Raw genomic sequence first — 23,940 nt, 5'->3', positions numbered from 1 at the left:
GATTTCGAGAACCTGTCGCGCAACGCGCTCGCATTCCTCAAACTGGCGTCTATCCGCCTAATGCTGCGAAGGCTTTGTTCAAATTGAACAACTTTCCGGACCGACTCTTATATGATTTTCGATTGTTAATTGCTCTATCAATTTTTACAGAATTAGTCAAATGATTGTAAATATGCGGAAATCCATCACGAATTTCTTTCAGCAAAAATCCATATGTATCGATAACATAAATATCGCGAGATGATTGTGTTAGATCATTTCCATTGAAAAATGGTGTTACTATACTTCTTTCAGAAGTCGGAATCCGCGCGACGAACCCGTTATTCACGATGAAACCTTTGCCAACAGTTTGAATTCCTCGCGCGCATATGAGGTCATTCGCCGTCAGCGGCTTCGCCAGCGCCAAGTCCGCGCCGAGCGTCAAATTCGCCCGGATCTTCCCCTCGCGTTCGGCGAGCGTCACTTGCGGCGTGTCGGTGTTCAGCCCCGTCTCGCCAACGACCTCGCCCAACACGCCCTCGTGCTCGCCCTTTTCGGCGACGGTCATGGCGATGCGCACGGCGGCCTTGTCCGCCGCCTTCATCCAGGGATGGTCGGCGACGGCGAAGACCAGGCTGAGCGGCTGTTTGGCCGACAGGTGCCGCTCGATCACCCGGCGCGAAAAGGTCTGGGTGATCGAATTCGTCGTGATGAAGCCGAAGCGGTGGGGGAATGTCGTCGGCGCCTTCGATCCTTGTCGCGGCTTGAACCCCTCGCGCAGATAAGTCGCCGCCCGGTCCCAGAAATGCATGACGAAATCGGCGCCGCCCGGCAGATGCGGCCGCGCCTTCCAGCAGGCCTCGGCATAGCCGTCGCCCAGCTCGGCGCGCATGTCCTTGCCGCCGATGAAGGGCGGGTTGCCGACGATGAACTCGGCCGCCGGCCAGTCGGCGGCGCGCGGGTTGCGATAGGTGTAAAGCGGCACGGTGGCGTCGGGGTCGGGCACGTCCTCGCCGGTGATCGGGTGCCGCTTCCTGGTCACTCCATCCCAGCGCGACAGCGGTGCGCCGTCATCGCCGCGCAAGAGCTCCTCGCCGTCATGGGTCAGGATCGCGTCCTGATGGCGGATGGTGCCATAGGCGTGCAGCACCGGCTCCTGCAGATAGCGCGGATCGACGGTGCGAAGCTGCCATTTGAGATAGCCGATCCACAGGACCAGATCGGCGATGGCGGCGGCGCGCGGGTTGATCTCCAGCCCGTAGAACTGGCTCGGCTCGACGGTCTCGGAGCCGATCGACAGCCCCTCGGAGCGGCCGAGGGCTTCCATCACGTCCAGCACCTCGCCTTCCAGCCGCTTCATCAGCTCCAGCGAGACGTAGAGGAAATTGCCGGTGCCGCAGGCCGGATCGAGGATGCGGGTGGTGCAGAGCCGGTGGTGGAAATCGCTTACGCGGCGCAGCGCCCGCTCGTCGCGGCCGGCCTCGCGGTCACTCTCGGCGACGGCCTGGACGGTGCGCCATTCCTCGCGCAGCGGCTCGATGATGGTCGGCACGACCAGCCGCTCGACATAGGCGCGCGGCGTGTAATGGGCGCCCAGCTTGGAGCGCTCGCGCTTGTCGAGCGCCCGCTCCAAGAGCGTGCCGAAGATCGCCGGCTCGACCTCGCTCCAGTCGCGCCGGGCGGCGACCCACATTTCATGGATCGCCTCGCCGTCGAGCGGCAGTGCCGCGCGGCGCTTGAACAGCGCGCCGTTGAAGCGCTTGACGGTGGCGTTGAGATGCGGCGCGTAGCCGCCGGTGTCCATCACCGCCCACAGCGATTCGAGCGCCGGGACAAAATGTTGCGGCGTTTCCTTCATGCGCTCCAGAAGCGCGACGAAGGAGTCCTTCGGCAAAAGGCCGACATCCTCGGCGAACATGGTGAACAGACAGCGCATCAGGAATTCGGCGACGTCTCTCGGATCATGCGCCGTTTCCAGGCCACGGGCGATGCGGGCCAGCCGCTCGGCGATGTCGCGGGTGACCTCGGCCGATTTCTTCGCCGGATCGAGGGAATGCGGGTCGAGCCAGACGGCGCGCAGGCGCGCGCGGATGTCCGGGTCGTGCAAACCGGCCAGGGGGATCTGGAAGGAGCGGCGGTCCGGGAACTGGGTGTAGTTGCGACCCTGGCCGGCGAAATTGGCGTAGAGCTCGATGACGTGGCCGACATCGGCGAGAAGGACGAAGGGCGGCGGGCGATGGCCGGCCGGCAGGTCGCCGACATAGGAGACCGCCTGGTAGTAGGCGGCGCGCATCGCCTTGTCCCAGGCGGCGGTGCCGCGCCGGGCGGTGCCGCCGCGCACCGGCGCGGCATGTGCCGGCAACAACTCGGCCTGTCCCGGATCGGCGGCGGCGCGGCGCGCCTCGGTGGAGGACTGCTTGGCCTCGATGATGAAGCTGTCGCGCCTGTAGCAGTCGATGCGGTGGGCGGTGGTCAGGCCGCGAATGCGATGGTCGACGCGCTTTTCAAAGACGTAGTCGTTGAACGCCTCGTTCGGGCGGGCGCCATCCGGGCGGGGCACGCCCAAAAGATCGCACAGCTCGTTGATGAAGCTCTGGGCATTGGCCATTTCGGCCCCGCCGGTCTCCGCCCATCTCGCGATGAAGCGGTCGATCTCGGCCGTCTCGGTGTCACTCGCGCGCTCGTCCATGGAATCGGCTTCCCCCGTCACTGCGGGAGGTAAGCAAAGCTGGGAGTATCCGGCAAGCGGCTAGCGCGGCGCGGGTCCTTGGCCCGGCGCGGCGCGAAGGAAAGGCCTCACTCGCCGGGGGCCGCCTGCTCGGCTGGCGGCTTCGCCCGGGCCCGGCCCCGACTGTTGCGCGCCGCCTTGCGCCGCCGCAGCGCCCGCCGAACCGCCCGGCCCCGGGTTTTCAGCCAAACGCCGACATCCTCCACCCGCTCGACCCGGTCACCGTAAAGCTCGGCCAAAGCGTGCCGGAACTCGGCATAGCCGAAGCGGGCCTCGCCCTCGAGCTGGCGCATGACGATCATCCAGGCCGGCGAAACCAGCAGCGAGACCGCCGTCACGGCCAGCGCCAGGCGATAGACGTCGCCGCCGATCGCGCCCGAGGCGAAGGCGACCGCCGCCAGCACGAAAGAGAATTCGCCGATCTGCGCCATCGACAGGCCGGCCTCGACCGCCGTCTTGTGCGGCAACCCGGCCATCCGGATCAGCATCACATTGACGACGCTCTTGGCGATGATGACGAACACCGAGGCGATCAGCACCAGGGTCCAGTTCGCGATGATGTAGTCGAGGTCGATCAAGAGCCCGATCGACAGGAAGAACACCACGAGCAGGATCGCCTGGATCGGCTCGACCACATGAATGACCGGCGAGCGCAGGGTCGAGGAGCCGACGACGAGCCCGGCGATGAACGCGCCATAGGCCGGCGACAGGCCGAGAAGACCCGACAGCGACGCCGCCGCGAAGCAGAAGGCGAGCGATCCGAGCGCCAGGATCTCGACATTGTTTTCCACCGCCGACGCGAAGGACGGCTTCAGCTTCGGGCCGCGCCCGAGAAACCACAACAGCGCGGCGAGCACCGCGACGGCGACCGCGATCTTGACCACCAGAACGCCCCAGCCGACCGCCTCCTCACCACCGAGCGACGAGGCGATGATCAGCATCGGCACCACGGCGATATCCTGGGCGATCAGCACCGCGACGGCGATGCGGCCCGGCTCGGCGCGCAGTTCGCCGAGATCCTCCAGCACCTTCATGGCGACCACGGTCGACGACAGCGCGATGATGAAACCGAGAATGATCGCCTCGGCGAGCGTCGCCTTGGAAATGAGCATCAGCCCGAACGAAATCGCCATCGCGGCGAGAAGCTGGCCGCCGGCGATCTGCACCGCCGGTTTCAGCGATGCGACGAAGGCCTTCAGCGACAGCTCCATGCCAATGAAGAACAGCAGCATCAAGACGCCCATCTCGGCGAGCATGGTGACGTTTTCGTTCGAGGTGGAGATGATTTCGAGCCCTGACGGCCCGAGCAGCACGCCGGCGAGGATGAAGCCGACCAGCGGCGGTTGCTTCAGCCGCATCAGCCCGAGGCCGACGGTGACCGCCACCACGATGACGAAGGCGATTTCGGTCAATCCCGTGCCATGGGCATCGACGACGGCTTCTTCCACGCGTGTCTCCTCGTATTCCCGGCGAATCGCTTAGCCGCACAAATGATAGAGTAACCTTGGCGCGGGTGTGTCGCGGGGCGGCAAAATCCTTGATCGGGCCCGCGGTTTTGCGGCTCGGGCCGACGCAGCGGCGCGGCCCGGTCGACGCGGCCAACACCGCTTCGCTCGCGAGCCGGCCCTGGCCGTAACGGAGATCGCCTTGCGCCATCTGTTCAAGCAGAGCCCTCGGCACCATATCCCTCGCCTACCAGGCCGCGCAGGCTGACATCACCGAGGACCCATCCATGCCGACAGCCGACCCGACGCATCTCGCCGACCACCGGCGCCGCTTGAAGAGGGTCGCCCGCGTCGCGCGGCTGATGGACACGGCGATCCGCATTCCCGGCACCGGCATCCGCTTCGGCGGCGATTCGATCATGGGGCTGATCCCCGGCGTCGGCGACGCCGCCGGCGGCCTGATCGGCGTCTACATCATCAACGAGGCGCGCCGGCTCGGCCTGCCGACGCACAAGCTCATCAAGATGGCCGGCAATCTGGGGATCGACTTCGCCGTCGGTTCGGTGCCGCTGGTCGGCGACGTCTTCGACGTCGTGTTCAAGGCGCACCGGCGCAACCTCGACATGATCCTCGACCATTTCGGCGAGGGCGACCTGTCGGCGCAGGGCGACATCGACCCGGAGGCGATGAAGGACATCACGCCGAAACGAAACTGAGTCTCACCAGCGGCGGGCGCGGCGGAAATAAGCCTCCGCCTCGGCGCCGAAGGTTTGGCGGAGCCCCGCTTCCTCGCCCTTGATGAAGCGGTGGGTGATGACGAACGGGAAGACCGCCGCGACGATCAGCGCCGACAGCGCCCCGAACCAGAGCGCCGCGCCGAAGAGGGCCAGCGTCATGCCGGTGTAGATCGGATTGCGATTGATCCGGTACGGTCCCTCGACGATCAGCGCTTTCGGCACATTGCGTGGCTCGATCGGCGTCTTCTTGCGCCGGAACCACAGCGCCGACCATAGGATGATCGCGATACCGCCGACGAAAAGCGCGATGCCGATCGCCGTCGTCACCGGCGAGGCGAAGCGCCAGAGCGGGAGCCACCAGGCGGCGAGCCATTCGGCGAGGATCGCCCCGAGCGCCCAGACCGGCGGCAGATCGGGAAAGTCACGGGGCATTGCCATGACGGCTCCTTTGGTGGTGGATCTTAAGCCAACATAGGTCGCGGCAGTGGGCCTGTGCCACCCCTCCCGCCGCCGCGATCTTGCCGCAACGTTTGGTCGGTGTATCATCCGACCTCACGGTGAGCTTTGGAGGTACCGCCATGCAACGCGCGATCGGCCTGAGAGTGCCGCTTTGCCTGTTAATTGTGGCGTTGGCGGGCAGCGCGCCCGCCTACGCGGAGGACCCGCTGCTGGACGACGCGGTCAGCTTCACCGGCCAGATCTTCCACCTCGATACCGCCGTGCCGGGACTCGTCATCGCGGCGGTTCGCGGCGGCGAAAGCGCCGTGTTCGGCTTCGGGGAGACCGCCAAGGGCTCGGGCCGACAGCCCGACGGCGACACGCGCATCGGCATCGGATCGATCACCAAGACCTTCACCGGGCTGACGCTGGCCCATCTCGCCGCGGGCGGCACGGTGGATCTGACGGACGCGGCCGGACCGTATGTGGACGGCATCGACACATTGCCGGAGCGGCGGCACCCGATCCGCCTGCTCGACCTCGCCACCCATTCGAGCGGGCTCGGCCGTGAGCTCCAGCCTGTGGACGGCGCGGAGAAATACAGCGACGCCTCCTTCGCCGGGAACCTCGGCGGCGATTCCCTGCTTTTTACGCCCGGCACCGGCATCCTTTATTCCAACATCGGCTTCGACCTTCTGGCGATGGCGTTGTCCGGCGCCGCGAACCGGCCCTACCGCGATCTTTTGCAAGAAACCGTCCTCGACCCGCTCGGGCTGGATGCGACCGGCTACGCGCGACCGGAGGGCGACAACGTCATGACCGGCTATGACTGGAACGGCGAGGAAATGGACCCGGGCGAGCCCATCCCCAACCGGTCCGGCGCGTCCGGCCTCCACACCACGGCGAACGACATGATCCGGTATCTCAAGTGGAATCTCGACCGCTTCGGCGAGGGCATGGAGGCACGGACGCTGAGCCACGCCGCCTATCTGGTCCGCGATGGCCTCAATCCGGTCTACGGCATGGACGAGTCGGGCCATATGGATGCGATGGGCCTCGGCTGGGTCGTCATGATGCCGGAGGACGACCGCCCGCTCATCCTCCAGAAGGCGGGCGGCACCAACGGCGTGTTCAGCTACATCGCCTTCGCGCCGTCGCGGGGCGTCGGCGTATTCATCTCGATCAACCAGTTCAACTTCTCCGCCTCGATCGCGATGGCGACCGTGACGAACGAACTCATCGCAACCCTTGCGCCGCGTTGACGGCGGGCGGTGGAGTGGGGCTAAGGGCCGTCCGGGCCGGGCCTTCTCCGGAAGAAGCTCCGTCGCGGACATAGCCCGCCGGCCCCCGAACGATTCCGGTGATCATTCGCGCTCGTTCCGTGGGCCGGCGGCGAGGCAAAGCGCCAGAGCGGTAGCCACCACGCGGCGAGCCATTCGGCGAGGATCGCCCCCAGCGCCCAGACCGGCGGCAAATCGGGAAAGTCACGGGGCATCGCCATGGTCGATCCTTGCGTCGATCGGGGTCGGGCGGAGACAATAGGACGAGGATCGCGCGGAGCGCCACCTTGCCCGCCTAACCCTCGGGCAAGTCCAGGGCCGGGCGTGCCGATTTCGGCATCAGGTCGGACGAATAGCCGTCATCGACGCGGTTGCGGCGCGCAGGTCCGCTTGTGCCGCAACGGCGAAGTGGTCGCGGCGAAAGCGGCCCGGCGACACGCCGAACAGGTCGCGGAAGGTCCGGCTGGCGTGGCTGTCCGAGGCAAAGCCCGCCTCGAAGGCGAGTTCGGCGATGCTTCGCACTTCCCCGGGTTGGCTAAGAAGCATCCGCAAGCGGTCGGCGCGTCGCGCCTGAACATAGTGTGAGACGCCGCCAAGCGGCTTGAACAATTCATAGAGCGTCGAGCGGCTGAGGCCGGATTCCGCCGCGATCATGGTCGGGCTGAGATGTTTCGCCGTCAGCTTGGCTTCCACCAGCGCGCGCGCCCTCGCGAGCTTCTTGCCGCCCGGCGCGTCGCCATTCGATGCAGCCGCCGGAGCTTGCAGTGCGATGGCCAGGAGTTCGCCGAAGGCACGGACCGCCCCGGCCCCCGCAGCGACGGGAATGGCATGGGCGTGTCGCATCAGCGCGACCGTGACATCCGCGAGCAGGCTGGCCTGGGCCGCCTCGATCACGGTCCCATGCAGGTTAGCCGCATGGGGCGCCGCCGCTTCGAGGAGCGCAGGCGTCAGGCGGACTGTCATGAGATGGATGCGGTCAGCCGACATGCGCAGCGGCCGACCGGGATCGAACAGGGCAATTTCGCCATCGCGGATTTCGATCTGGCGGTCCGGCAGTTCGACTCGCAGGGTCCCGGAAACGGCCAACTGAAGAAACACGTATCCGTTGGCGTTGGAGGACAACCCGTGCCGCTCGTGGCTCATGTCATGAAGCCGGCACTCATATAGAGCGAGCGAACCCAGTCGTCGGGTTTCCACCTGAGCGAACGACTCCGGGCCGGCGACGATTGTGTCGGACAAATCGCCAAGCAGCGCCCGATAGACCGCGGACCGATCAACCAAAGTCTCGGCAATACTGTCGAGCGGAGGAAGAGCGTCTGCCGCTTGCGAGACAAGATCCGCGATCATCTTCATTTCTACGATAGATGGACACATCCCACGATGAGCCGCCGGGAAAATGGGGCTTCGACGACACCTCCATTCTAGCAGGTATCGCAGGCGTCGCCATCGGTTTGCGAGCGCCGCCGGCAAATTTGCCGTTACGGCCGGACCGGCAGCCAAGAAGTCTGGACAGATGGATATATTCGGATTCTCGGCGACTGGATAAAATCGACTGTCGCGTCGACGGCAATGTCTTCCTGCGACCGGGCTACGTCCCGCCTTCACCTTCAGCAAGGACTGCCTTATGTCGCTTTCGTCGCTCTCTCGCCTGCCCCTCGCCGTGGCTCTCATCGTGTCGCTGGGGAGCGCTGCCTCCGCCGAAAATCGCGAAGTCACCGTCACCAACGCCAGCAGCGCCGCGATGATCGAGTTCTTCGCGTCGAACACCGGCACGAACAACTGGGAAGAGGACATTCTCGGCGTCGACGTGCTGGCGGTCGGCGAAGCGGTCGACGTGAATATCGACGACGGCAGCGGCGATTGCGTCTTCGACTTCAAAGCGACCTTCGAGGACGGGTCCAGCGCCGTCATGGGCAACGTCAATGTCTGCGAGATCTCGCAGTTCGATTTCACCAATTGAGCAAAGGGAGAGAGTTCATGAAAACATCGTTTTTCGCGGCCCTGGTCGCCGTGGCCGGCATCGGCGTCGCCGGCCCTGCCCTCGCCGACCCGGCCGGCAGCTATGATATCAGCGGCGTCAACCCGGACGGCACCCAGTACGAGGCCAGCGTGCTGGTTGCCAAGATCGGCGATGCGTTCACGCTGACCTACACGCTGGGCAACGGCAGCAAGGTTTCCGGCACCGCCATCGGCGACGACGACGTCCTGGCGATCGGCTATGCCGAGAAGGACGACACCGGCGTCGCTCTGATGTTCTCGGAGGACGACAAGTGGAAAGGCGTGTGGACCTATCTCGGCGCCAAGACGCTCGGCACCGAGGAATGGACGCCGCAGTGAAGCCCTGAAGCATGACGACGGGAAGGCCGGGTCACCGATGGTGATGCTGCCTTCCCGCTTGGACCTCTCCCAAACGACGGTGCTCCTCCATGTTCCGACTTGCGTCCGCTATCCTGCTGTTGACATGCGGTTTTCTCGCCGCGCCGTCGGCCATGGCGCAATCGGCCGAGGACGTCCTCAGCCAGATCGAAGCCCTGCACGGCGACGCCGATGGCTTCAGCGCCGCGTTCGACGTGCTGCAGCAGGCGATGGCCGACGGCGACGCGGCGACGGTGGCGGAATTCGGCTCCTATCCGCTGACCGTCCGGGCGAATGGCGAGGTCTACGACGTCCTCGAAGCGCAGGATCTCATCGACAATTTCGACAGCCTGATCGCACCGGACACCCAGACCCGCGTCGCCAACCAGGATGTCGGGGATCTGATGGTCAACAGCGAGGGCGTCATGATCGGCGCGGGCGAATTGTGGCTGTCCGCGGTCTGCGACGACAATGCCTGCAACAGCGCCCGCTGGCGGATCATCGCGATCAATAATTGAGGGGAAACGGGGGTGAAGGACTGTATCAGAGAGGGTGATGGGGGAGCCCGTGGTCGAAAGCGGAATGATGGCCTCTAAACGATTTGGCCCATAAGCGGACGTGCATTCCGGAAGATCCTAGCGGGGGCTGTCGATCTATATACGACGCTGCCGTCCCAAACTCACGGTTCCTAGTGCCGACGATTGCCCCATACAACCAGTTCGGGCGTTACCTGTACAGGCCGGGTTTTGTAGAGTGTCGAGACTTTCTCTAAGCGGTCTAGATTTTCCTGATCAAGCTCAACATCTACATCGAAATCGCGTCTTAGGCGATCTTTGGCGTCAAACCATAATTTCAGAGCGTGTTCGGCAAGGTTTTCTCTGGTCGAAATTTCGAATGGATTGTCTATATTGCTTTCTATCTCACCGTATGCCGTTAACCTATTTGTATGGCCATCTAAATCCCCAATGGGGTTTCCGAATTCCTCATTGATCTTCTGCATAGCGAGAGCCTTGCCTTGATCTATGGTGACACGAATGGCGTCGATTGATTCCATAGACATATCAAACAAGAAATAGTCGTCCATAATTTTCTTAATGCCAGAGAAGTCTATCGTCTGACCAAGAACATTGTGCTGGTCGATAAGATCATCATATAGCTTCCAATGCGACTGCCAGTCAACGCCCGCACCCCAGCGTCCGGATTTAACTTTTCCAATTATCACTTCGCGGGTGTAAATAGAAACGACATTCTTTAACCGCTCTATCAGTTCTTCCGCTTCTTTTTTCTTGTCCTCCCAAAGTTCCGCCTCAAATCCAAGGCCCTTGAATCTCTTAAACCGGGCAACATTCGCGTAAATGAAACTTAGAAATCCTATCCCGAAAACGATAGCTCCGTTGGGGATCTGATCGATGTATATCAGACGTAGGGCGTATCCAGTCAGAAATAGTCCAAATATTGAAAATACGATCCGCTCCCAATTATTGGAAACTGTCTTCCACAAGCGCTTTTCAATCGCCATCAATCAACCTGTCCGCCCATCGCTTAAGGAATGCGATGTAGTGCAAGAAAATGTCCAAAAATCAATTTTTCTCCTGCTCCATTTGCATGTCCGCTGATTGTGTCGCCAATGACGGCGGATGCACGAGGGTTCGCTTTGAGTCTCGTCTCAAATTGGGTCGGCTCCCCCCGCAGCGCTGAGGTCGGCTTCAGAGGCAGGCGACGTGAGGTACGCTTTGGTTCAGCAGAATACTCATATGATTGACTAGGATGAACGCAGTCCATCCCTCCTCAATCCGCCATCGTCTCCAGGCTCGCATAGCCCTCGGCCGCGGCGCCGGCATCGAAGGGGGTCGTCACTTCGACGAAGCTGTCGGGGTAAAAGCCGTTGAAGCGGGTTCGCAGCGACAGTGAATAGGCGCCGATATGGCCGATCTCGATCCAGTCGCCGGTGTCGACCGTCTCCGGCAGCCAGAACGGCCGCGACAGGATGTCGACGCTGTCGCAGGTCGCGCCGCAGACCTTGAAGGCCTGGATGTTCTTCGGATCGCCATTGCGGCGCGTCCTCGCCGGATCGGGGATGAAGCGCGCCGGCAGGGTGATCTTGCCGGTCCATGAATCCGACAAAGACGCCCAGATGCCGTCATTGATGTAGAGCCGCTTGCCCTTGCGCAGGAGCACCCGGACGATCAGCGAAAAGGCTCTGGCGACGATCACCCGCCCCGGCTCGGCGACCAGCGGCAGATCGTCGAACGCCCATTCGGCCAGATCGGCGCTGAGCCGCGCCATGATCTCGTCCTGCCCCGGCATCTGACGCTTCTTGCGGCGGGGGTCGTGGCCGTATTCGGCCGGAAAGCCACCGCCGACGTCGAGCCCGGCGAGCGGCACGTCGGCGCGGTTGCGCACCCAGTCGGCCGAGGCCAGCGCCCGTTCGTAGGTCTCCGGGTCCTCGATCTGCGAGCCCACATGGAAGCACAGGCCAACCTTGAAGCCGATCTTGTGGCAGCGCTGCAAAAGCTCGACCGCGTGAGCGGGCGCGGCGCCGAACTTCTTCGACAGTTCGTAGGCCGCGCTGCCCTTGGTCTGCAGTCGCACGAACAGGGTGATGGTGCCGGGGTCGAGATCGAGGGCGCGGACGATGCGCAGGATCTTGGCGACCTCGTCCTCATGGTCGAGCGACATGACGCGGATGTTGTAGGTCTCCAGCGCCAGGCGGATATCCGACTGCGCCTTGACCGGGTGCATGTAGAGCATCTCGGCATCCGGCTGGGCGGCCTTGACCGCGGCGAACTCGCCCGGCGAGGCGACGTCGAAGATTTTGATCCCCGCCTTGCTGAGGGTTTCGAGCACCATCGGCTCGCCATTGGTCTTGACCGCATAGGCGGTGTCACCCGGAAACGCCGCCATGAAGCGTTGCGCGTCGGTGGTGAGCACGTCGGGGCGGAAGCAATAGACCGGCACGTCGGGGCGCAGCGTGAGGGCGGCGTCCTTCGCCGTTGGAAAACTCTGCAAGGCGTCTCTCCGCTGGGCTCGCGGCCGGATGACCGGCCGGCTCGTCCGCAATTAGAGCACCGGACGCGAATGGGCAGCTTAGCCGATTCGGCGCGCCTTCGGGTTACAGGCGCTTGCGGGCCCGCCCGCCGCGCCTCTAAACAGGCGGGCACCGCAACAGGATCGACCGCCCATGTCCCTTCCCTCGCCCATCCCCGTGACGCTGGCGCCACTGAGCGTCACCCGCATCGCCGCCGACATCGAGGCCGGACGCACCACGCCGGAAACCGTCATCCGGGAAGCGAACGCGCGTATCGACAGCCTGGACGGCGTGATCGGCGCCTTCGTCCGCCGGGCGTCGGCGGACAGCATTGCTGCGGCGAGCGCCGCCACCGGGCCGCTCCGCGGCGTGCCCTTCGGCGTCAAGGACATCTTCGACACATTCGACATGGCGACGGAGCACGGCTCGCCGATCTATCAAGGCCACCAGCCGATCGCCGATGCGGCGCTGGTCGCCGCCGCCCGGCTGCGGGGCGGGGCGATTCTCGGCAAGACCGCGACGACGGAATTCGCCTCGATGGACCCGGCGGCGACGCGCAACCCGCACGATTTGGCCCACACGCCCGGCGGCTCGTCGTCGGGCTCGGCGGCCGGCATCGCGGCGGGGATGCTGGCGGCGGCCTGCGGCTCGCAGACCGGCGGCTCGGTGATCCGGCCCGCCTCGTTCTGCGGCATCGCCGGCTACAAGCCGAGCTTCCGGCTCATGCCGACCGTCGGCATGAAGGTGTTTTCCTGGACGCTCGACACCGCCGGCCTGTTCGCGGCGGGCGTCGCCGACGTGGCGTTGCTCGCGGAATGTCTCAGCGGGCGGGAGTTGACGGCGCCGTCGCTCACCGACGCATCGGGGCTGACGATCGGGCTCTATCGCACGGCGCTGGATGAACAGCTCGACCCGGCGATGGCGGCGGCTTGGGAGACGGCGGCCAAGGCGCTCGAAGCGGCCGGCGCCAAGCTCGTCGACCTCCCTGAGCCGGCAGCGCTGGAAGCGGCGCGCGCGGCGCATGGCGACATTCAGAATTTCGAGGCAGCCCAGGCGCTTCTACACGAGCGGACGACGCATCGGGGCCGGATGGGGCCGAAGGTGCTGGCGCAGCTCGATGAAGGGGCGGCGGTCACGGCCGAGGCATACGATGCGGGACGGCGCACGGCCCGGATCGGCCGGAAGGCGGCGGCGGCGCTGTTCGACACCTGCGACGCGCTGCTGGCGCCCTCGGCCTTCGGGCCGGCCCCGAAGGGACTCGCCACCACCGGCGACCCGGCGCTCAACAAGCTGTGGACGCTGACCGGCAACCCTTGTGTCAACGTGCCGGGGCTGGCGACGCCCGAGGGCCTGCCGCTCGGCCTGACGATCGTCACCCGCTTCGGCCGCGACCGGACGACGCTGTCTATCGCCAGGCTGCTCGAAGACCGGCTTCAGGCGGGATAAAGCGACGCCGGCCAATGCGGCGCGAATGCGGCGGGGGCGATCGGGAACGCAGCTCGGTACCCCCGACGCCGCATTTTCGCGGTTCCACCCAGCACGCAAGTGGAGATCACCAGACATTTCAAGGCGTAACGCCAAGCAGTCCCGGCGGGGCGCTTAGCCTTACCCCACAGCGGTTTCGGCTGGCTTTCGATCACGAAAGCCGGCGCGTGAAAAAAATATCGGACGTTCTTCGCGCCTGCATCCCGAGTCATTGCAGCGGTTTACGGCAGTTGGCCCGAAACGTCAGTGCGGTGCAGCAACGAATTAGGGTTTACGATCGATTCAGGTTCGTTACCTTCCGGGCACATCTCGTCAACGAGGAGGCGATGCACATGGAACTTACGCGTTCGCTGAATTTGGTGATGATCCTGGCCGCTTTTGTCTTTGTCGGCGCCATGGTCATGGGTGTCGTGCCCTGATATCGGATGAGATCCGACGCCGCGTTTCTAGCGGCCCCAATTCGAAAAAGCCGGGTCACCCCGGCTTTTTTTTGCGTCATGGTGAGATATCTACGCCGCCGGCAATTCAGGCGGCGGCCGCTTCGCTGGCGGAGCCTGCCGGCGCCGACGCCTCGTCGGCGCGAAGCCCCAGGATGTGGCAGATCGAATAGACCAGATCGGCGCGGTTCATGGTGTAGAAGTGGAAGTCGGAGATACCGCGCTTCTGCAAATCCAGCACCTGATCGGCGCAGACCGCCGCGGCGACGTGGCTGCGCGTCTGCTCGTCGTCCTCCAACCCCTCAAAGCGCGCCGCGAGCCAGGCCGGGATAGTGGCGCCGGTTGCCTGGGAGAAGCGTGCGACTTTGGTGAAGTCGTGGATCGGCACGATGCCGGGCACGATCGGAATGTAGATGCCAGCGCGACGGACCCGCTCGACGTAACGTTCGAAGGTATCGTTGTCGAAGAAGAACTGGGTGATGGCACGGGTGGCGCCGTTGTCGACCTTGCGCTTCAACAGGTCGATGTCGGTAGCGAAATCCGGGCTTTCGGGATGCTTCTCGGGATAGGCGGCCACCGAAATCTCGAAATCGGCGAAGGCTTTCAGGCCCGCGACCAGTTCGACCGCGTTGCGATAGCCGTCCGTGTGGGCGACATATTCGCCGCCGACGCCGGTCTGGCTGTCGCCGCGCAGCGCGACGAAATGACGAACGCCTGTTTCCCAATATTGCCGGACGACGGCGTCGACCTCTTCCTTGGTGGCGTCGACGCAGGTCAGATGCGCAGCCGGCGTCAGCTGCGTCTCCTTCAGGATGCGCTCGATCGTCTGATGGGTACGCTCGCGGGTCGAACCGCCGGCACCGTAGGTCACCGAGACGAAGCTGGGGCCGAGCGGCGCCAACCGCTCGATCGCGCGCCAGAGATTCTCCTCCATCTTCTCGGTCTTCGGCGGAAAGAACTCGAAGGAGACATCGATGCCGGACGTCGAAAGGGGATTGGGGCGGCTCATGACGACTTTCTCTTCTCAGCTGACAAGGGTTTGACGGGCGGAGGCGGTTGCCGCGACCAGGAGGCGCGGGTCCTTCGCAATGCAGATGGTCACGGTGAGTTCCCCGGTCTCGCCGCCGCTGGAAACGAGGTGGTCGATGCTGACCTGCTCAAGACCTGCTTCTTCCAGATAACCGACCAGCGTTGCCTCGGAAAAGCCGAGGCGCAGATGGGCGTGCTCGGCGCGCAGGAATTCCAGCTCGTGGGGAGCGAAATCGATGATCGCCAAACGGCCGCCCGGCGCGACGGCCCGTGCCGCCTCCGCGATCGCGGCTTGCGGATCGTCGAGATAGTGCAGCACCTGATGGAGGGTCACGAGATCGAAGGCCTCGCGCTCGACCGGCAGATGATAGGCATCGCCCTGGCGCACCTGGGCGTTGACGATCTGTGCCGCATCGAGCTTGGCGCGGGCGATCGCCAGCATCTCACGCGAGGCGTCGATGCCGACCGCCCGTTCGCAGCGCGGCGCCAGGAGCTCGAGAATTCGCCCCGTACCCGTGCCGATGTCGAGGAGGGTTCCGATCCGCTTGTTCCCCAAGGCGGCGAGAAGCGCCCGCTCGACCTCGGCGTCGGCGGCATGCAGCGCGCGGATGCGATCCCAATGGCCGGCGTTGCGGGCGAAATAGTCGGCGGCGCGACGCGCCCGTTCGGCCCGCACCGCTTCCAGCCTCTCGGCGTCGCGTTCGATCATCGGGTCGGCCTCGTCCGCCCAAGATAAAAGCGAGCGCACCAGCCCAACCACCGACGCGTCGTCGCTGACACGGAAATAGGCCCAAGCGCCCTCCTGATATCGTGCCAGTACGCCCGACTCCACCAGCAGCTTCAAATGCCGCGAAATACGCGGCTGGGATTGTCCGAGAATCGTCGTAAGCTCGCTCACCGTCAGATCGCTCCGGGCAAGCAGCAGAACGAGGCGGAGGCGCGTCGGCTCGGCGACCGCCTTGAGGGCGTCGACGAGTCGATCGAAGGAAAGCTTTTGGATGTCCAGCATGACGCATCTCGATTACGATATAAAGATATCTTTATATGAAGAGCCTATTCGATGCAAGCGATTTTCGGCGAGCGCGGCGCTTTCGCGAAAACCGTTCGCGGACAGGTGCTGCCGGCGCTCGGAGGATTGGCGATGACGGCCTCCGACCAGAGCGCGCCGGCCGTTCGCCCCGGCGAGGTTCGCTTCGACGGGCCTGAGCCCAACTATGACGATGCGGGGCTGGTTTTCATCGGCCGCGTCCGCTCGCCCTGGGTGAGCCGGGACGATTGTCCGAAAAACCTGTCCGACGCACGCGAGCGCGGGCAGCCCGCCCGGGTCGAGATCGACACGCGCTGGCGAGGCGCTCTGACCGGGCTCGGCGTGGATCGTTGGGTGTTCCTGCTGACGTGGCTCGATGGCGCCGAGCGGGATCTCGCCCTACAGGCGCCGCGTCATGCCGACGGCCCGCGCGGCACCTTCACGCTGCGCTCGCCGGTGCGGCCAAACCCGATCGGGCTGCACCTCGTTCGGCTGCTCAGCGTCGATGTTCATGCCGGTATTCTCACCATCGATGCCATCGACGTACGCGACGGCACGCCGCTCGTCGACATCAAGCCGTATCTCGCGGCCATCGATGCGCCGCCGGAGTAAAGGATGCCGACCGACCGGCAAAAGCGCATCGCCCGCGCGCTGACCGCGACGATCCCGCGCGCGCCTTTCCTCGACGCCGAGGCGATCCGCGCGGCGGCGGGCGCGCGCCACATGCGGGCGCTGTCGCCCCAGAGCGCCGTCTGGCTGGCGACCGTGGCGCATATCCGACATGCCCATACCGATTACGATGCTTTGATGGATGAGGGTTACGACCGGGAGGCCGCCCGCTTCTTCGTCCTCGACGCCATCAACGCCATGCTCGATCGCTGGGGCGCGACGCGGCGGCTCGATCCGGAGGCGGACAACGGCGAAGCGATGGCGCAAGATCTGCGGAGCGGAGCAACGACGGGCAGAGACGAACCTTATTCGTAGATCCACTGCTCTGGAATGCGCGCCTCAAACGCCTCGTTCACGACGATCCTGCCCGGCTTTTCGACCCACGCCACGAGGCCGCGTCGGTGCTTTGCCGCCGAAACGAAGCCGAGTTCGATGTCGCCGCGACCCTCATACCGCCTGGCGATCGCCCGACCCGAGAGCCGACACGGGCCGTTGTCGCCGTCGATCCGCAAGGTGACGCCGCCGTTAAACATCAGGATCGTGCGGGGCGGCAGCCACGAGAGGTCGGCAATGCCTTCAACGAGCAAATTGCCGCCGATCCATTCCGGCCGGATCTCGGGAATGTCGAGGCGTGCGGCGGTCTCGGCGAGTTCGTCGGCGGCCAGCAGCGAAAGCTGCCGCTCGTTACGGACTTCCGTGCCACGCGGATACCAAGGCTCGCGTCCGCTCGACCGGCGTGTGGTTCCGCCATGGCGATCGCCGGCGATGCCATCGAAGCCGAGATCGAGGAACGGGACCGGTGCCGTTTCGAAGCCACCGTCGCCCGTGCGAAACAGCCCCGTGACCGTGCCGGCCTGCTTTTTCGCGCGCGTTCGTAGCATGGATGCCCTCCCCCTCTTCGCACCGGCCGTCGATGATAGGATAATGGACCCTGAATCACGATGAACTCGAATCCAATCCAGACAATTTGCGGGGGATCAGGTGGAAAACCGGTCTCCGCTCTTCCTCCGGCAGTCCGCGCCGCCCTACCCCTCCGCCTCCGACCGCTCGCTTGCATCCGGTTCGTCCTTCGACTCGAAGGTCACGACCCGGTAGATGTAAACGATCACGATCAGACCCAATACGACATTGGACACGGGACCTACATAGGCTTCGACCGCCTCGTAGTTTTTCCCCAGCAGATAGCCCGCGCCCGCCAGCAGGCTGGTCCAGACGGCACTGCCGATCGCGGACAGCAGGAGAAAGATCGGCAGCGACATCTTTGCGATCCCGGCGGGCACCGATATCAGCGTGCGGACGGTGGGGATCAGGCGGCCGAACAGGACGGCCGAATAGCCGTGACGACGAAACCAGGCGTCGGCGGAGTCGACGTCCTCGGGCGACAATGTCAGCCAGCGACCGTGACGCGCCGCGAGACGTTTCAGTCGGCGTTTGCCAATCAGTTTGCCGGCGTAGTACCAAGGAATGATGCCGAGGAGCGATCCGATCGTCCCGGCGAGGATGACGGTGACCATCGACATCTGGCCGATCGCGGCCTGATAGCCGGCCAAGGGCATGATCAACTCGGACGGAATCGGCGGAAAGACGTTCTCCAGGAACATCAACAGGGCGATGCCGAAGGCACCGAGGCTGTCCATCAGGGTCTTGACGAAAACGTCCATGCGAAAATCCGTGGCTTCCGGGGCTGTCCCTGTTCGACGGCGGTTGAGACCAGCGCGCCGCCGATCAACGAATAGCGACGCGCATCGATCCGGTGCGAGAGGAAATAATCCCGATGCGGCCGGCACCGGGCCGTGCCGCTGGCTTGCGGCTGTCGGCGGTCGATGCGCTTATGGAGCGATGACGACAGGACTTCAGAGCTTCGACAACTTCTCCTGGGCCAGCCTTTTGGCCGGCCGCGACGTGCTGATCTGCGATGGCGACGCGGACCGGGCGCTGAAGACCGCGAACGCGCTGGAGCGCGCCGGCGCCCGCGCGACCATCGCGGAGAGCCAGAGGGTCGCGCTCGACCGCATGTCCCGCCGCGATTTCGCCCTCGCCGTCGTCGTTCTGGAAGGTCAAGGCGAACTCGACGCCACGCTGTCGGGGGCGCTTGCGACGAGCGGCACGAAGCTGCTGCTTATGGTCGACGCCGAACGGCGCGAGGCCACCCGCAAGGCCAGGCCCAATGCGCGCGTCGCCAGTCTCGGGATGAGCGAGCGGCAATTGGTGATGTTCCTGACCGGGACGAGCGACGAATAGAGAGGCCATTTGGCCGTTACGCCAGCGCCGAGCCGATCGACGTTTCGATCTGCTGCTCGGTATAGGGCTTCTGCAACACGGGGCAGCTCTGCCATTCCTCCTCGATGCCGGCGCGGCCATAGCCGGTGGCAAAGACGATCGGCACCCCCGCCTGGCGGAAGCGTGCGGCGACAGGATAGACTTTTTCTCCCGCCACGTTGACGTCCAGGATCGCTAGGTCGACCTTTATGCCGGAGTCGATCATCTCATGGGCGCCGTTGAGGCGCATCGCGAGACCGACAACCTCACAACCCAGGTCGAACAGCATATCTTCCAGCTGCATGGCAACGAGGCTCTCGTCTTCGACGACGAAGATCTTCAGGCCCTTCATGTCACGAGATCCATTACGCGGCTGAAATTTCAAATTCGTCCACCTCGGAGAGGGCGACATCGAAGCGACAAATGAGGCTGGAATTGCCAAGGTCAAGAGAAAGCGTACCAGCCAGCTCGCCCTCGATAATCCGCTTCAGCATGCGGACGCCGAAGCCGGAGGTCAGTTCGCGCTCCGGCGCGTCTTCCAGGGCTTCCCGCCAGGTCACGGCGAGATGACGCCTCGCTCCTCGCTCCGACACAGTCCATTCCACCTCCAGCGTGCCGGCGGCGGTCGCCATCGCCCCGTGACGGTTGGCGTTCGTGGCAAGCTCGTGAAAGACCATGGCAAGGGCGATGGCTGATTTCGACGTCAAATGGACTTCAGGCCCCACCATACGAACCCGTGCGGGATCGAAGCCGGCGAGTTCCTGGCGCAGCAGCACAGACAGGCCCGCAGCCTCCCAGCGACGCGCCGAAAGGACGTCGTGCGCCTGGCTCAACGCCATGATCCGCGCCTCGAAGGCATAACGAGCCTCCTCCGGGTCGGTGATATTTCGAAAACTCTGCCGCGCCATCGCCTGCACGGTCGACAATGTGTTCTTCACACGGTGGTTCAGTTCGTCGATCAAAACCCGTTGGCGTTGCGCCGCGCGGATCGATTCAGTCCGGTCGAAGCCCTGAACAAAGACACCGGATATCTCTCCGGCAGCATCGCGGATCGGGTTGTAGGAAAAGTCGATGAAGGACTCTATGGGTTCAGCCTGCTCTTGGGAGCGGATCATCACCCTGACGCCCTCGCCGGAAAAGCTGCGGCCTTTGCTGTAGACCTCATCCAGCATTTCGAAGAAGCCCTGCCCTTCGATTTCCGGGATGGCGGCGCGGACCGAGCGACCGATGGTGTCGCGCCCGCCGATGAAGCGGGAGTAGCTGTCATTGACGAAGGTAAAGACGTGATCGGGTCCCTGCAGCACCGCGATCATGCCCGGCGCCTGCCGGAACAAGCCCCGGAATTCCTCGGCCTGAGAGACCGATGTCTGATAGGCTTCCTCGACGTTTTGTGCGTGCTTGAGCAGTGCCAATTCGCTGGGAACCGCCCGGAACGGCACAGAACTAGCCTCCTTGAGACGAACGATCTCGGTCACGTCGATCGTATTCTGGATGATGAACTCGACCTTGCCCTCAAGGTTCTTCAGCGGCGTATGCGTCGCCGTCCAGTAGCGCTGCTCGAATCCACCCCCGGCTTCCGCCGGGCGGGGAATTTCATAGGGAATAAAGGCGATCGTATCGGGCGCGCCACTCTTGAGCACCTCATCAAAGGAGGCCGTCAATCGGCGCCCGCCTTCGCCTTCATTGGGAAACATGTCGAAGAGCTTCTCTCCGACCAAATCCGCGCGCGTTCGCATGACGGCGTTCTCGTAGGCGCGGTTAACGGCCACGTAACGCAAGTCTGAATCCAGCACCATATAAGGACTGGGGAGGGCCTCGAAGAGGCGTTCAAATTCCAAAGATTTCATTCAGCGATATACTCTGCCGCCCAAGGCGCTCGCGTTGTTTCCGCCCCGTCGTCGGCAGACCCCCTTACGCGGCACCATAGTTTGCGCTTCACTCACGCAGATCGATTTTTCCCAAGATCATCACGCGGTGATCGTACGATTTATTCGACACGGACGCCCGCCAAACGCAGAAAAGGCGCCGCCCCCGGAAGCTCCCAGTCTGCACTAACGCACGAGCGGGCATTCGGTTTCAACAAATATAGCCGGCTACGTTTTGGTTGGGTGGTTCGGAGGTGCGAAAGCCGATTTGACGTCCGACCGCGCAGCCACCGATTGGGCACATGGGCCGATGCGTAGAGGGCTTCTGGCGAACCGCCGAAGCGCCGCCTGCGATGGCGTGAAAACATCGCGACCGGCCCCTCGATTGTCGATCGGAATTCCGTTCGCCATCGGTCGCGCCGACCTGTTCGATCGCAAGCCGCCGAGGCGCAGAGGGCATGTAATCACAAGTTTTTTTAGTGTTCGCATGATCAATATTTAGCGGCACCTGGAATTGAAAAACGGGCGCAGGCCGTGCATTAGGTCTTCTGCGCTCTGGTGGCGGAGGCAGGCTGTCGCCGGCGGGCCGATGTCTCAACCCCCTCACCTGCTGGCGCTCTTGAGATGCAGCAAGGCTGCGGTGTGCATGCGAAGCCCCCCGGCCGGACGAACGAGCCGCGAAGCCGCTCCAGCGGATTCCACAAGGAGAGACCGATGCAGGATTCAGCCGAGATGGCCGCGGCCACGGACGCCACCACCCTCCGCCACATGGCGAATGCTATCCGGTTCCTGTCGATGGATGCGGTGGAGGCAGCCAAATCCGGCCATCCCGGCATGCCAATGGGCATGGCGGACGCAGCCACGGTGCTGTTCAGCCGGTTCATGAAATTCGATCCCGCCCGCCCCGACTGGCCGGATCGCGACCGCTTCGTCCTTTCCGCCGGCCACGGCTCGATGCTGCTCTATTCGGTCCTGCATCTGACCGGCTACGCAGACTTTCCCATCGACGAATTGAAGCGCTTTCGCCAGATCGGCTCGAAGACCGCCGGCCATCCCGAATTCGGCCACGGCGCCGGTATCGAGACGANGCAGACTTTCCCATCGACGAATTGAAGCGCTTTCGCCAGATCGGCTCGAAGACCGCCGGCCATCCCGAATTCGGCCACGGCGCCGGTATCGAGACGACCACCGGACCGCTCGGCCAGGGCCTGGCCACCGCTGTCGGCATGGCGCTCGGCGAGCGCATCCTCAACGCCCGCTTCGGGTCGAACCTCTGCGAGCACTACACCTACACGATCGCCGGCGACGGCTGCCTGATGGAGGGTGTCAGCCAGGAGGCGATCTCGCTCGCCGGCCACCTCAAGCTGAACAAGCTGATCGTCTTGTGGGACGACAACCACATCACCATCGACGGCTCCACCGACCTGTCGACCTCCGAGGACATGCAGAAGCGTTTCGAGGCCGCCGGCTGGAACACGCTGGCCGCCGACGGCCAGGATCCGGACGCCGTCGCGGAAGCCATCGAGGCGGCGCGGGCGTCGGATCGCCCGACACTCATCGCCTGCCGCACGACGATCGGCTACGGCGCCGGCAAGAAGGCCGGCACCTCAGGCATCCACGGCTCGCCGGTCGGCGCCGAGGGCATCGCTTATGCCCGCGACACCCTGTCCTGGAACCACGAACCGTTCGTCCTGCCCGACGACGTCACCGATTTCTGGAAAGCGGTCGGCGGGCGCGGTGCGTCCGAGGCCGACGCCTGGGCCGATCGTCTGGCCAAGGCGGAATCGCAAAAGGCCGCCGACTGGAAGCGCGTGATGGCGGACGGGTTCGACGGCGACGCGGCCGCGATCCTCGCCGAGGTCAAGATCCAGCTTGCCGGGGAAAAGAGCGTCGCCACCCGCAAGGCCAGCCAGACGGTGATCGACGCCCTGACCGCGAAATCGATGAAGCTGATTGGCGGCTCGGCGGATCTGTCGGGCTCAAACCTGACCAAGGCCGGAGCGGCCAAGCCGATCTCGGCCGAGGATTACACCGGCAACTACATCTATTACGGCGTGCGCGAGCACGGCATGGCCGCGCTGATGAACGGCCTGTCGCTACACGGCGGCTTCGTGCCCTTCGGCGGCACCTTCCTGTGCTTCACCGACTACGCCCGCCCGGCGATGCGCCTGTCGGCGCTGATGGGGCTGCCGGTGATCTACGTCATGACCCATGATTCGATCGGCCAGGGCGAGGACGGCCCGACGCACCAGCCGATCGAGCATCTTGCCTCGCTGCGGGCGATGCCGAACATGAATGTCTTCCGCCCCGCCGACGGGGTCGAGACGGCCGAGTGCTGGGAATTGGCGCTGACCGCGAAGGCCACGCCCTCGACTCTCGTGCTGACGCGCCAGGGCGTGCCGACGCTGCGGGCGGACGGGGCCAAGGAGAACCGCTCGGCCAAGGGCGCCTATGTCATCGCCGCGGCTGACGGCAACCGCGACGTGACCATCCTCGCCACCGGCTCCGAAGTCGGCCTGGCCGTGGAAGCGAAGGCGCTTCTCGCCGACAGTGGCATCTCCGCCGCCGTCGTGTCGATGCCCTCATGGGAGTTGTTCCAGGCGCAGCCCAAAGCCTATCGCGACGAGGTGCTCGGTTCGGCGCCCCGCGTCGCCGTCGAAGCCGCCAGCCCGTTCGGCTGGGCGCGCTATGTGGAGAGCGAGGACGATGTCGTCGGGATGACGAGTTTCGGCGCCTCGGCGCCCGGCCCCGACGTCTACGAACACTTCAACATCACCCCCGCCGCCGTCGCCGAGAAGGCGCGGGCAAAACTCGGCCGTTGATCAGCGCGGAAATCCCGATCGAGAACCGGGCAACCTTCTCGATCGGCCGTAAATCGGTCGGGTGAAGCGGCGGATTCAACGCGCGCGGGCCCCTTGCCGGAAGCCGGCGCGGCGCTCTCCGAGCCGATGGCGGGGCAAGCGTCTATGCCACCTCGAACCAGGTCTTCATGCCGGCGACCTGGTGTTCGAGCATGTGACAATGCAAAAGCCATTTGCCCGGATTGGACGCCTCAAGCGCGACCTCATACCAACGGGCGCTGATCAAGACCCATGCGCCCAATCTCGCATTCCGATGGACGTGATTTTCCAGGGCTGATCGACGAGCTTGTTCCAAGCTGCGCAGCAGTGGGCGACGAT

Annotated in this window: 22 protein-coding genes and 1 pseudogene; 10 read left to right on the top strand and 13 right to left on the bottom strand. The window is 64.4% G+C overall.

Annotated elements, in window-relative coordinates:
- Positions 1 to 49: 49 nt before the first annotated feature.
- Together VQ045_RS18775 and VQ045_RS18770 are read right to left on the bottom strand one after the other, a co-directional pair.
- Positions 50 to 2,668, bottom strand: a complete 2,619-nt coding sequence (locus VQ045_RS18775) for a class I SAM-dependent DNA methyltransferase (RefSeq protein ID WP_331831193.1) — start codon at positions 2,666 to 2,668, stop codon at positions 50 to 52.
- Positions 2,669 to 2,775: 107 nt separating this feature from the next.
- Positions 2,776 to 4,155: a cation:proton antiporter gene (locus tag VQ045_RS18770; protein WP_327626317.1), complete on the bottom strand. Its 1,380-nt coding sequence runs from the start codon at positions 4,153 to 4,155 to the stop codon at positions 2,776 to 2,778.
- A 284-nt stretch (positions 4,156 to 4,439) separates the two neighbouring features.
- Here VQ045_RS18770 and VQ045_RS18765 point away from each other — a divergent pair, with 284 nt between their 5' ends.
- Entirely contained in the window at positions 4,440 to 4,868 is a 429-nt protein-coding gene (locus tag VQ045_RS18765; RefSeq protein ID WP_327626316.1) for a DUF4112 domain-containing protein, read from the top strand.
- Positions 4,869 to 4,871: 3 nt separating this feature from the next.
- Here the strand turns inward: VQ045_RS18765 and VQ045_RS18760 are convergent, their stop codons facing one another.
- Entirely contained in the window at positions 4,872 to 5,327 is a 456-nt protein-coding gene (locus tag VQ045_RS18760) for a methyltransferase family protein (RefSeq protein ID WP_331831192.1), read from the bottom strand.
- A 140-nt stretch (positions 5,328 to 5,467) separates the two neighbouring features.
- Here VQ045_RS18760 and ampH point away from each other — a divergent pair, with 140 nt between their 5' ends.
- Positions 5,468 to 6,589, top strand: coding sequence for a D-alanyl-D-alanine-carboxypeptidase/endopeptidase AmpH (ampH, locus tag VQ045_RS18755; protein ID WP_331831191.1), 1,122 nt, complete (start codon positions 5,468 to 5,470; stop codon positions 6,587 to 6,589).
- Between the two features lie 357 nt (positions 6,590 to 6,946).
- Here ampH and VQ045_RS18750 read toward each other — a convergent pair whose 3' ends face one another.
- On the bottom strand, positions 6,947 to 7,954 hold the full coding sequence (locus VQ045_RS18750) for a helix-turn-helix domain-containing protein (protein ID WP_331831190.1): 1,008 nt from the start codon (positions 7,952 to 7,954) through the stop codon (positions 6,947 to 6,949).
- A 277-nt stretch (positions 7,955 to 8,231) separates the two neighbouring features.
- Between VQ045_RS18750 and VQ045_RS18745 the strand changes: the two genes are divergently transcribed.
- The 3 genes from VQ045_RS18745 (at position 8,232) to VQ045_RS18735 (ending at position 9,480) form a co-directional block, all read left to right on the top strand.
- Positions 8,232 to 8,567 (top strand): hypothetical protein, encoded by a 336-nt coding sequence (locus VQ045_RS18745; RefSeq protein ID WP_331831189.1) that lies wholly within the window; start codon positions 8,232 to 8,234, stop codon positions 8,565 to 8,567.
- A gap of 17 nt (positions 8,568 to 8,584) precedes the next feature.
- The gene (locus VQ045_RS18740; protein ID WP_331831188.1) at positions 8,585 to 8,944 is read left to right on the top strand and encodes a hypothetical protein; all 360 of its coding nucleotides are present in this window, start codon (positions 8,585 to 8,587) and stop codon (positions 8,942 to 8,944) included.
- 89 nt (positions 8,945 to 9,033) lie between these two features.
- The gene (locus tag VQ045_RS18735) at positions 9,034 to 9,480 is read left to right on the top strand and encodes a hypothetical protein (RefSeq protein ID WP_327646289.1); all 447 of its coding nucleotides are present in this window, start codon (positions 9,034 to 9,036) and stop codon (positions 9,478 to 9,480) included.
- A gap of 170 nt (positions 9,481 to 9,650) precedes the next feature.
- Here VQ045_RS18735 and VQ045_RS18730 read toward each other — a convergent pair whose 3' ends face one another.
- On the bottom strand, positions 9,651 to 10,481 hold the full coding sequence (locus tag VQ045_RS18730; RefSeq protein WP_331831187.1) for a hypothetical protein: 831 nt from the start codon (positions 10,479 to 10,481) through the stop codon (positions 9,651 to 9,653).
- A gap of 269 nt (positions 10,482 to 10,750) precedes the next feature.
- Positions 10,751 to 11,971 (bottom strand): alanine racemase, encoded by a 1,221-nt coding sequence (locus VQ045_RS18725; protein ID WP_331831186.1) that lies wholly within the window; start codon positions 11,969 to 11,971, stop codon positions 10,751 to 10,753.
- A 172-nt stretch (positions 11,972 to 12,143) separates the two neighbouring features.
- On the opposite strand from VQ045_RS18725, the gene VQ045_RS18720 reads away from it, so the two are divergent.
- Complete coding sequence (locus VQ045_RS18720; protein WP_331831185.1) at positions 12,144 to 13,436, top strand: amidase; 1,293 nt, start codon at positions 12,144 to 12,146, stop codon at positions 13,434 to 13,436.
- A 564-nt stretch (positions 13,437 to 14,000) separates the two neighbouring features.
- Here VQ045_RS18720 and metF read toward each other — a convergent pair.
- Together metF and VQ045_RS18710 are read right to left on the bottom strand one after the other, a co-directional pair.
- A complete protein-coding gene (metF, locus tag VQ045_RS18715) occupies positions 14,001 to 14,921 on the bottom strand; it encodes a methylenetetrahydrofolate reductase [NAD(P)H] (protein ID WP_331831184.1) in 921 nt (306 codons plus the stop codon).
- A 15-nt stretch (positions 14,922 to 14,936) separates the two neighbouring features.
- Complete coding sequence (locus VQ045_RS18710) at positions 14,937 to 15,950, bottom strand: ArsR/SmtB family transcription factor (RefSeq protein WP_331831183.1); 1,014 nt, start codon at positions 15,948 to 15,950, stop codon at positions 14,937 to 14,939.
- A 51-nt stretch (positions 15,951 to 16,001) separates the two neighbouring features.
- Between VQ045_RS18710 and VQ045_RS18705 the strand changes: the two genes are divergently transcribed.
- Positions 16,002 to 16,580, top strand: coding sequence for an SAM-dependent methyltransferase (locus tag VQ045_RS18705; protein WP_331831182.1), 579 nt, complete (start codon positions 16,002 to 16,004; stop codon positions 16,578 to 16,580).
- A gap of 3 nt (positions 16,581 to 16,583) precedes the next feature.
- Positions 16,584 to 16,952 (top strand): DUF2293 domain-containing protein, encoded by a 369-nt coding sequence (locus tag VQ045_RS18700; RefSeq protein WP_331831181.1) that lies wholly within the window; start codon positions 16,584 to 16,586, stop codon positions 16,950 to 16,952.
- Here VQ045_RS18700 and VQ045_RS18695 read toward each other — a convergent pair.
- Both VQ045_RS18695 and VQ045_RS18690 read right to left on the bottom strand, forming a co-directional pair.
- On the bottom strand, positions 16,943 to 17,518 hold the full coding sequence (locus tag VQ045_RS18695; protein WP_327624564.1) for an MOSC domain-containing protein: 576 nt from the start codon (positions 17,516 to 17,518) through the stop codon (positions 16,943 to 16,945). The genes VQ045_RS18700 and VQ045_RS18695 overlap by 10 nt on opposite strands.
- Before the next feature lie 144 nt (positions 17,519 to 17,662).
- Positions 17,663 to 18,298, bottom strand: coding sequence for a DedA family protein (locus tag VQ045_RS18690; RefSeq protein WP_327624563.1), 636 nt, complete (start codon positions 18,296 to 18,298; stop codon positions 17,663 to 17,665).
- A gap of 178 nt (positions 18,299 to 18,476) precedes the next feature.
- Here VQ045_RS18690 and VQ045_RS18685 point away from each other — a divergent pair, with 178 nt between their 5' ends.
- Entirely contained in the window at positions 18,477 to 18,878 is a 402-nt protein-coding gene (locus VQ045_RS18685; protein ID WP_327646279.1) for a hypothetical protein, read from the top strand.
- A 16-nt stretch (positions 18,879 to 18,894) separates the two neighbouring features.
- Here the strand turns inward: VQ045_RS18685 and VQ045_RS18680 are convergent, their stop codons facing one another.
- A complete protein-coding gene (locus VQ045_RS18680; RefSeq protein ID WP_327624561.1) occupies positions 18,895 to 19,248 on the bottom strand; it encodes a response regulator in 354 nt (117 codons plus the stop codon).
- A 13-nt stretch (positions 19,249 to 19,261) separates the two neighbouring features.
- Positions 19,262 to 20,743: a sensor histidine kinase gene (locus VQ045_RS18675; protein WP_331831180.1), complete on the bottom strand. Its 1,482-nt coding sequence runs from the start codon at positions 20,741 to 20,743 to the stop codon at positions 19,262 to 19,264.
- Positions 20,744 to 21,493: 750 nt separating this feature from the next.
- Between VQ045_RS18675 and VQ045_RS18670 the strand changes: the two are divergent.
- Positions 21,494 to 23,583 (top strand): annotated as a pseudogene (locus VQ045_RS18670) (transketolase family protein).
- A gap of 142 nt (positions 23,584 to 23,725) precedes the next feature.
- On the opposite strand, the gene VQ045_RS18665 reads toward VQ045_RS18670, so the two are convergent.
- On the bottom strand, positions 23,726 to 23,848 hold the full coding sequence (locus VQ045_RS18665; protein ID WP_331831179.1) for a multicopper oxidase domain-containing protein: 123 nt from the start codon (positions 23,846 to 23,848) through the stop codon (positions 23,726 to 23,728).
- Positions 23,849 to 23,940: the final 92 nt, after the last annotated feature.

It is taken from the genome of Aurantimonas sp. E1-2-R+4 (assembly GCF_036549515.1).
Classification (GTDB): Bacteria; Pseudomonadota; Alphaproteobacteria; order Rhizobiales; family Rhizobiaceae; genus Aurantimonas; species Aurantimonas coralicida_A.
Note: the sequence above shows the minus strand (reverse complement) of the source record. Positions and strands in the feature narration are given on the sequence as shown.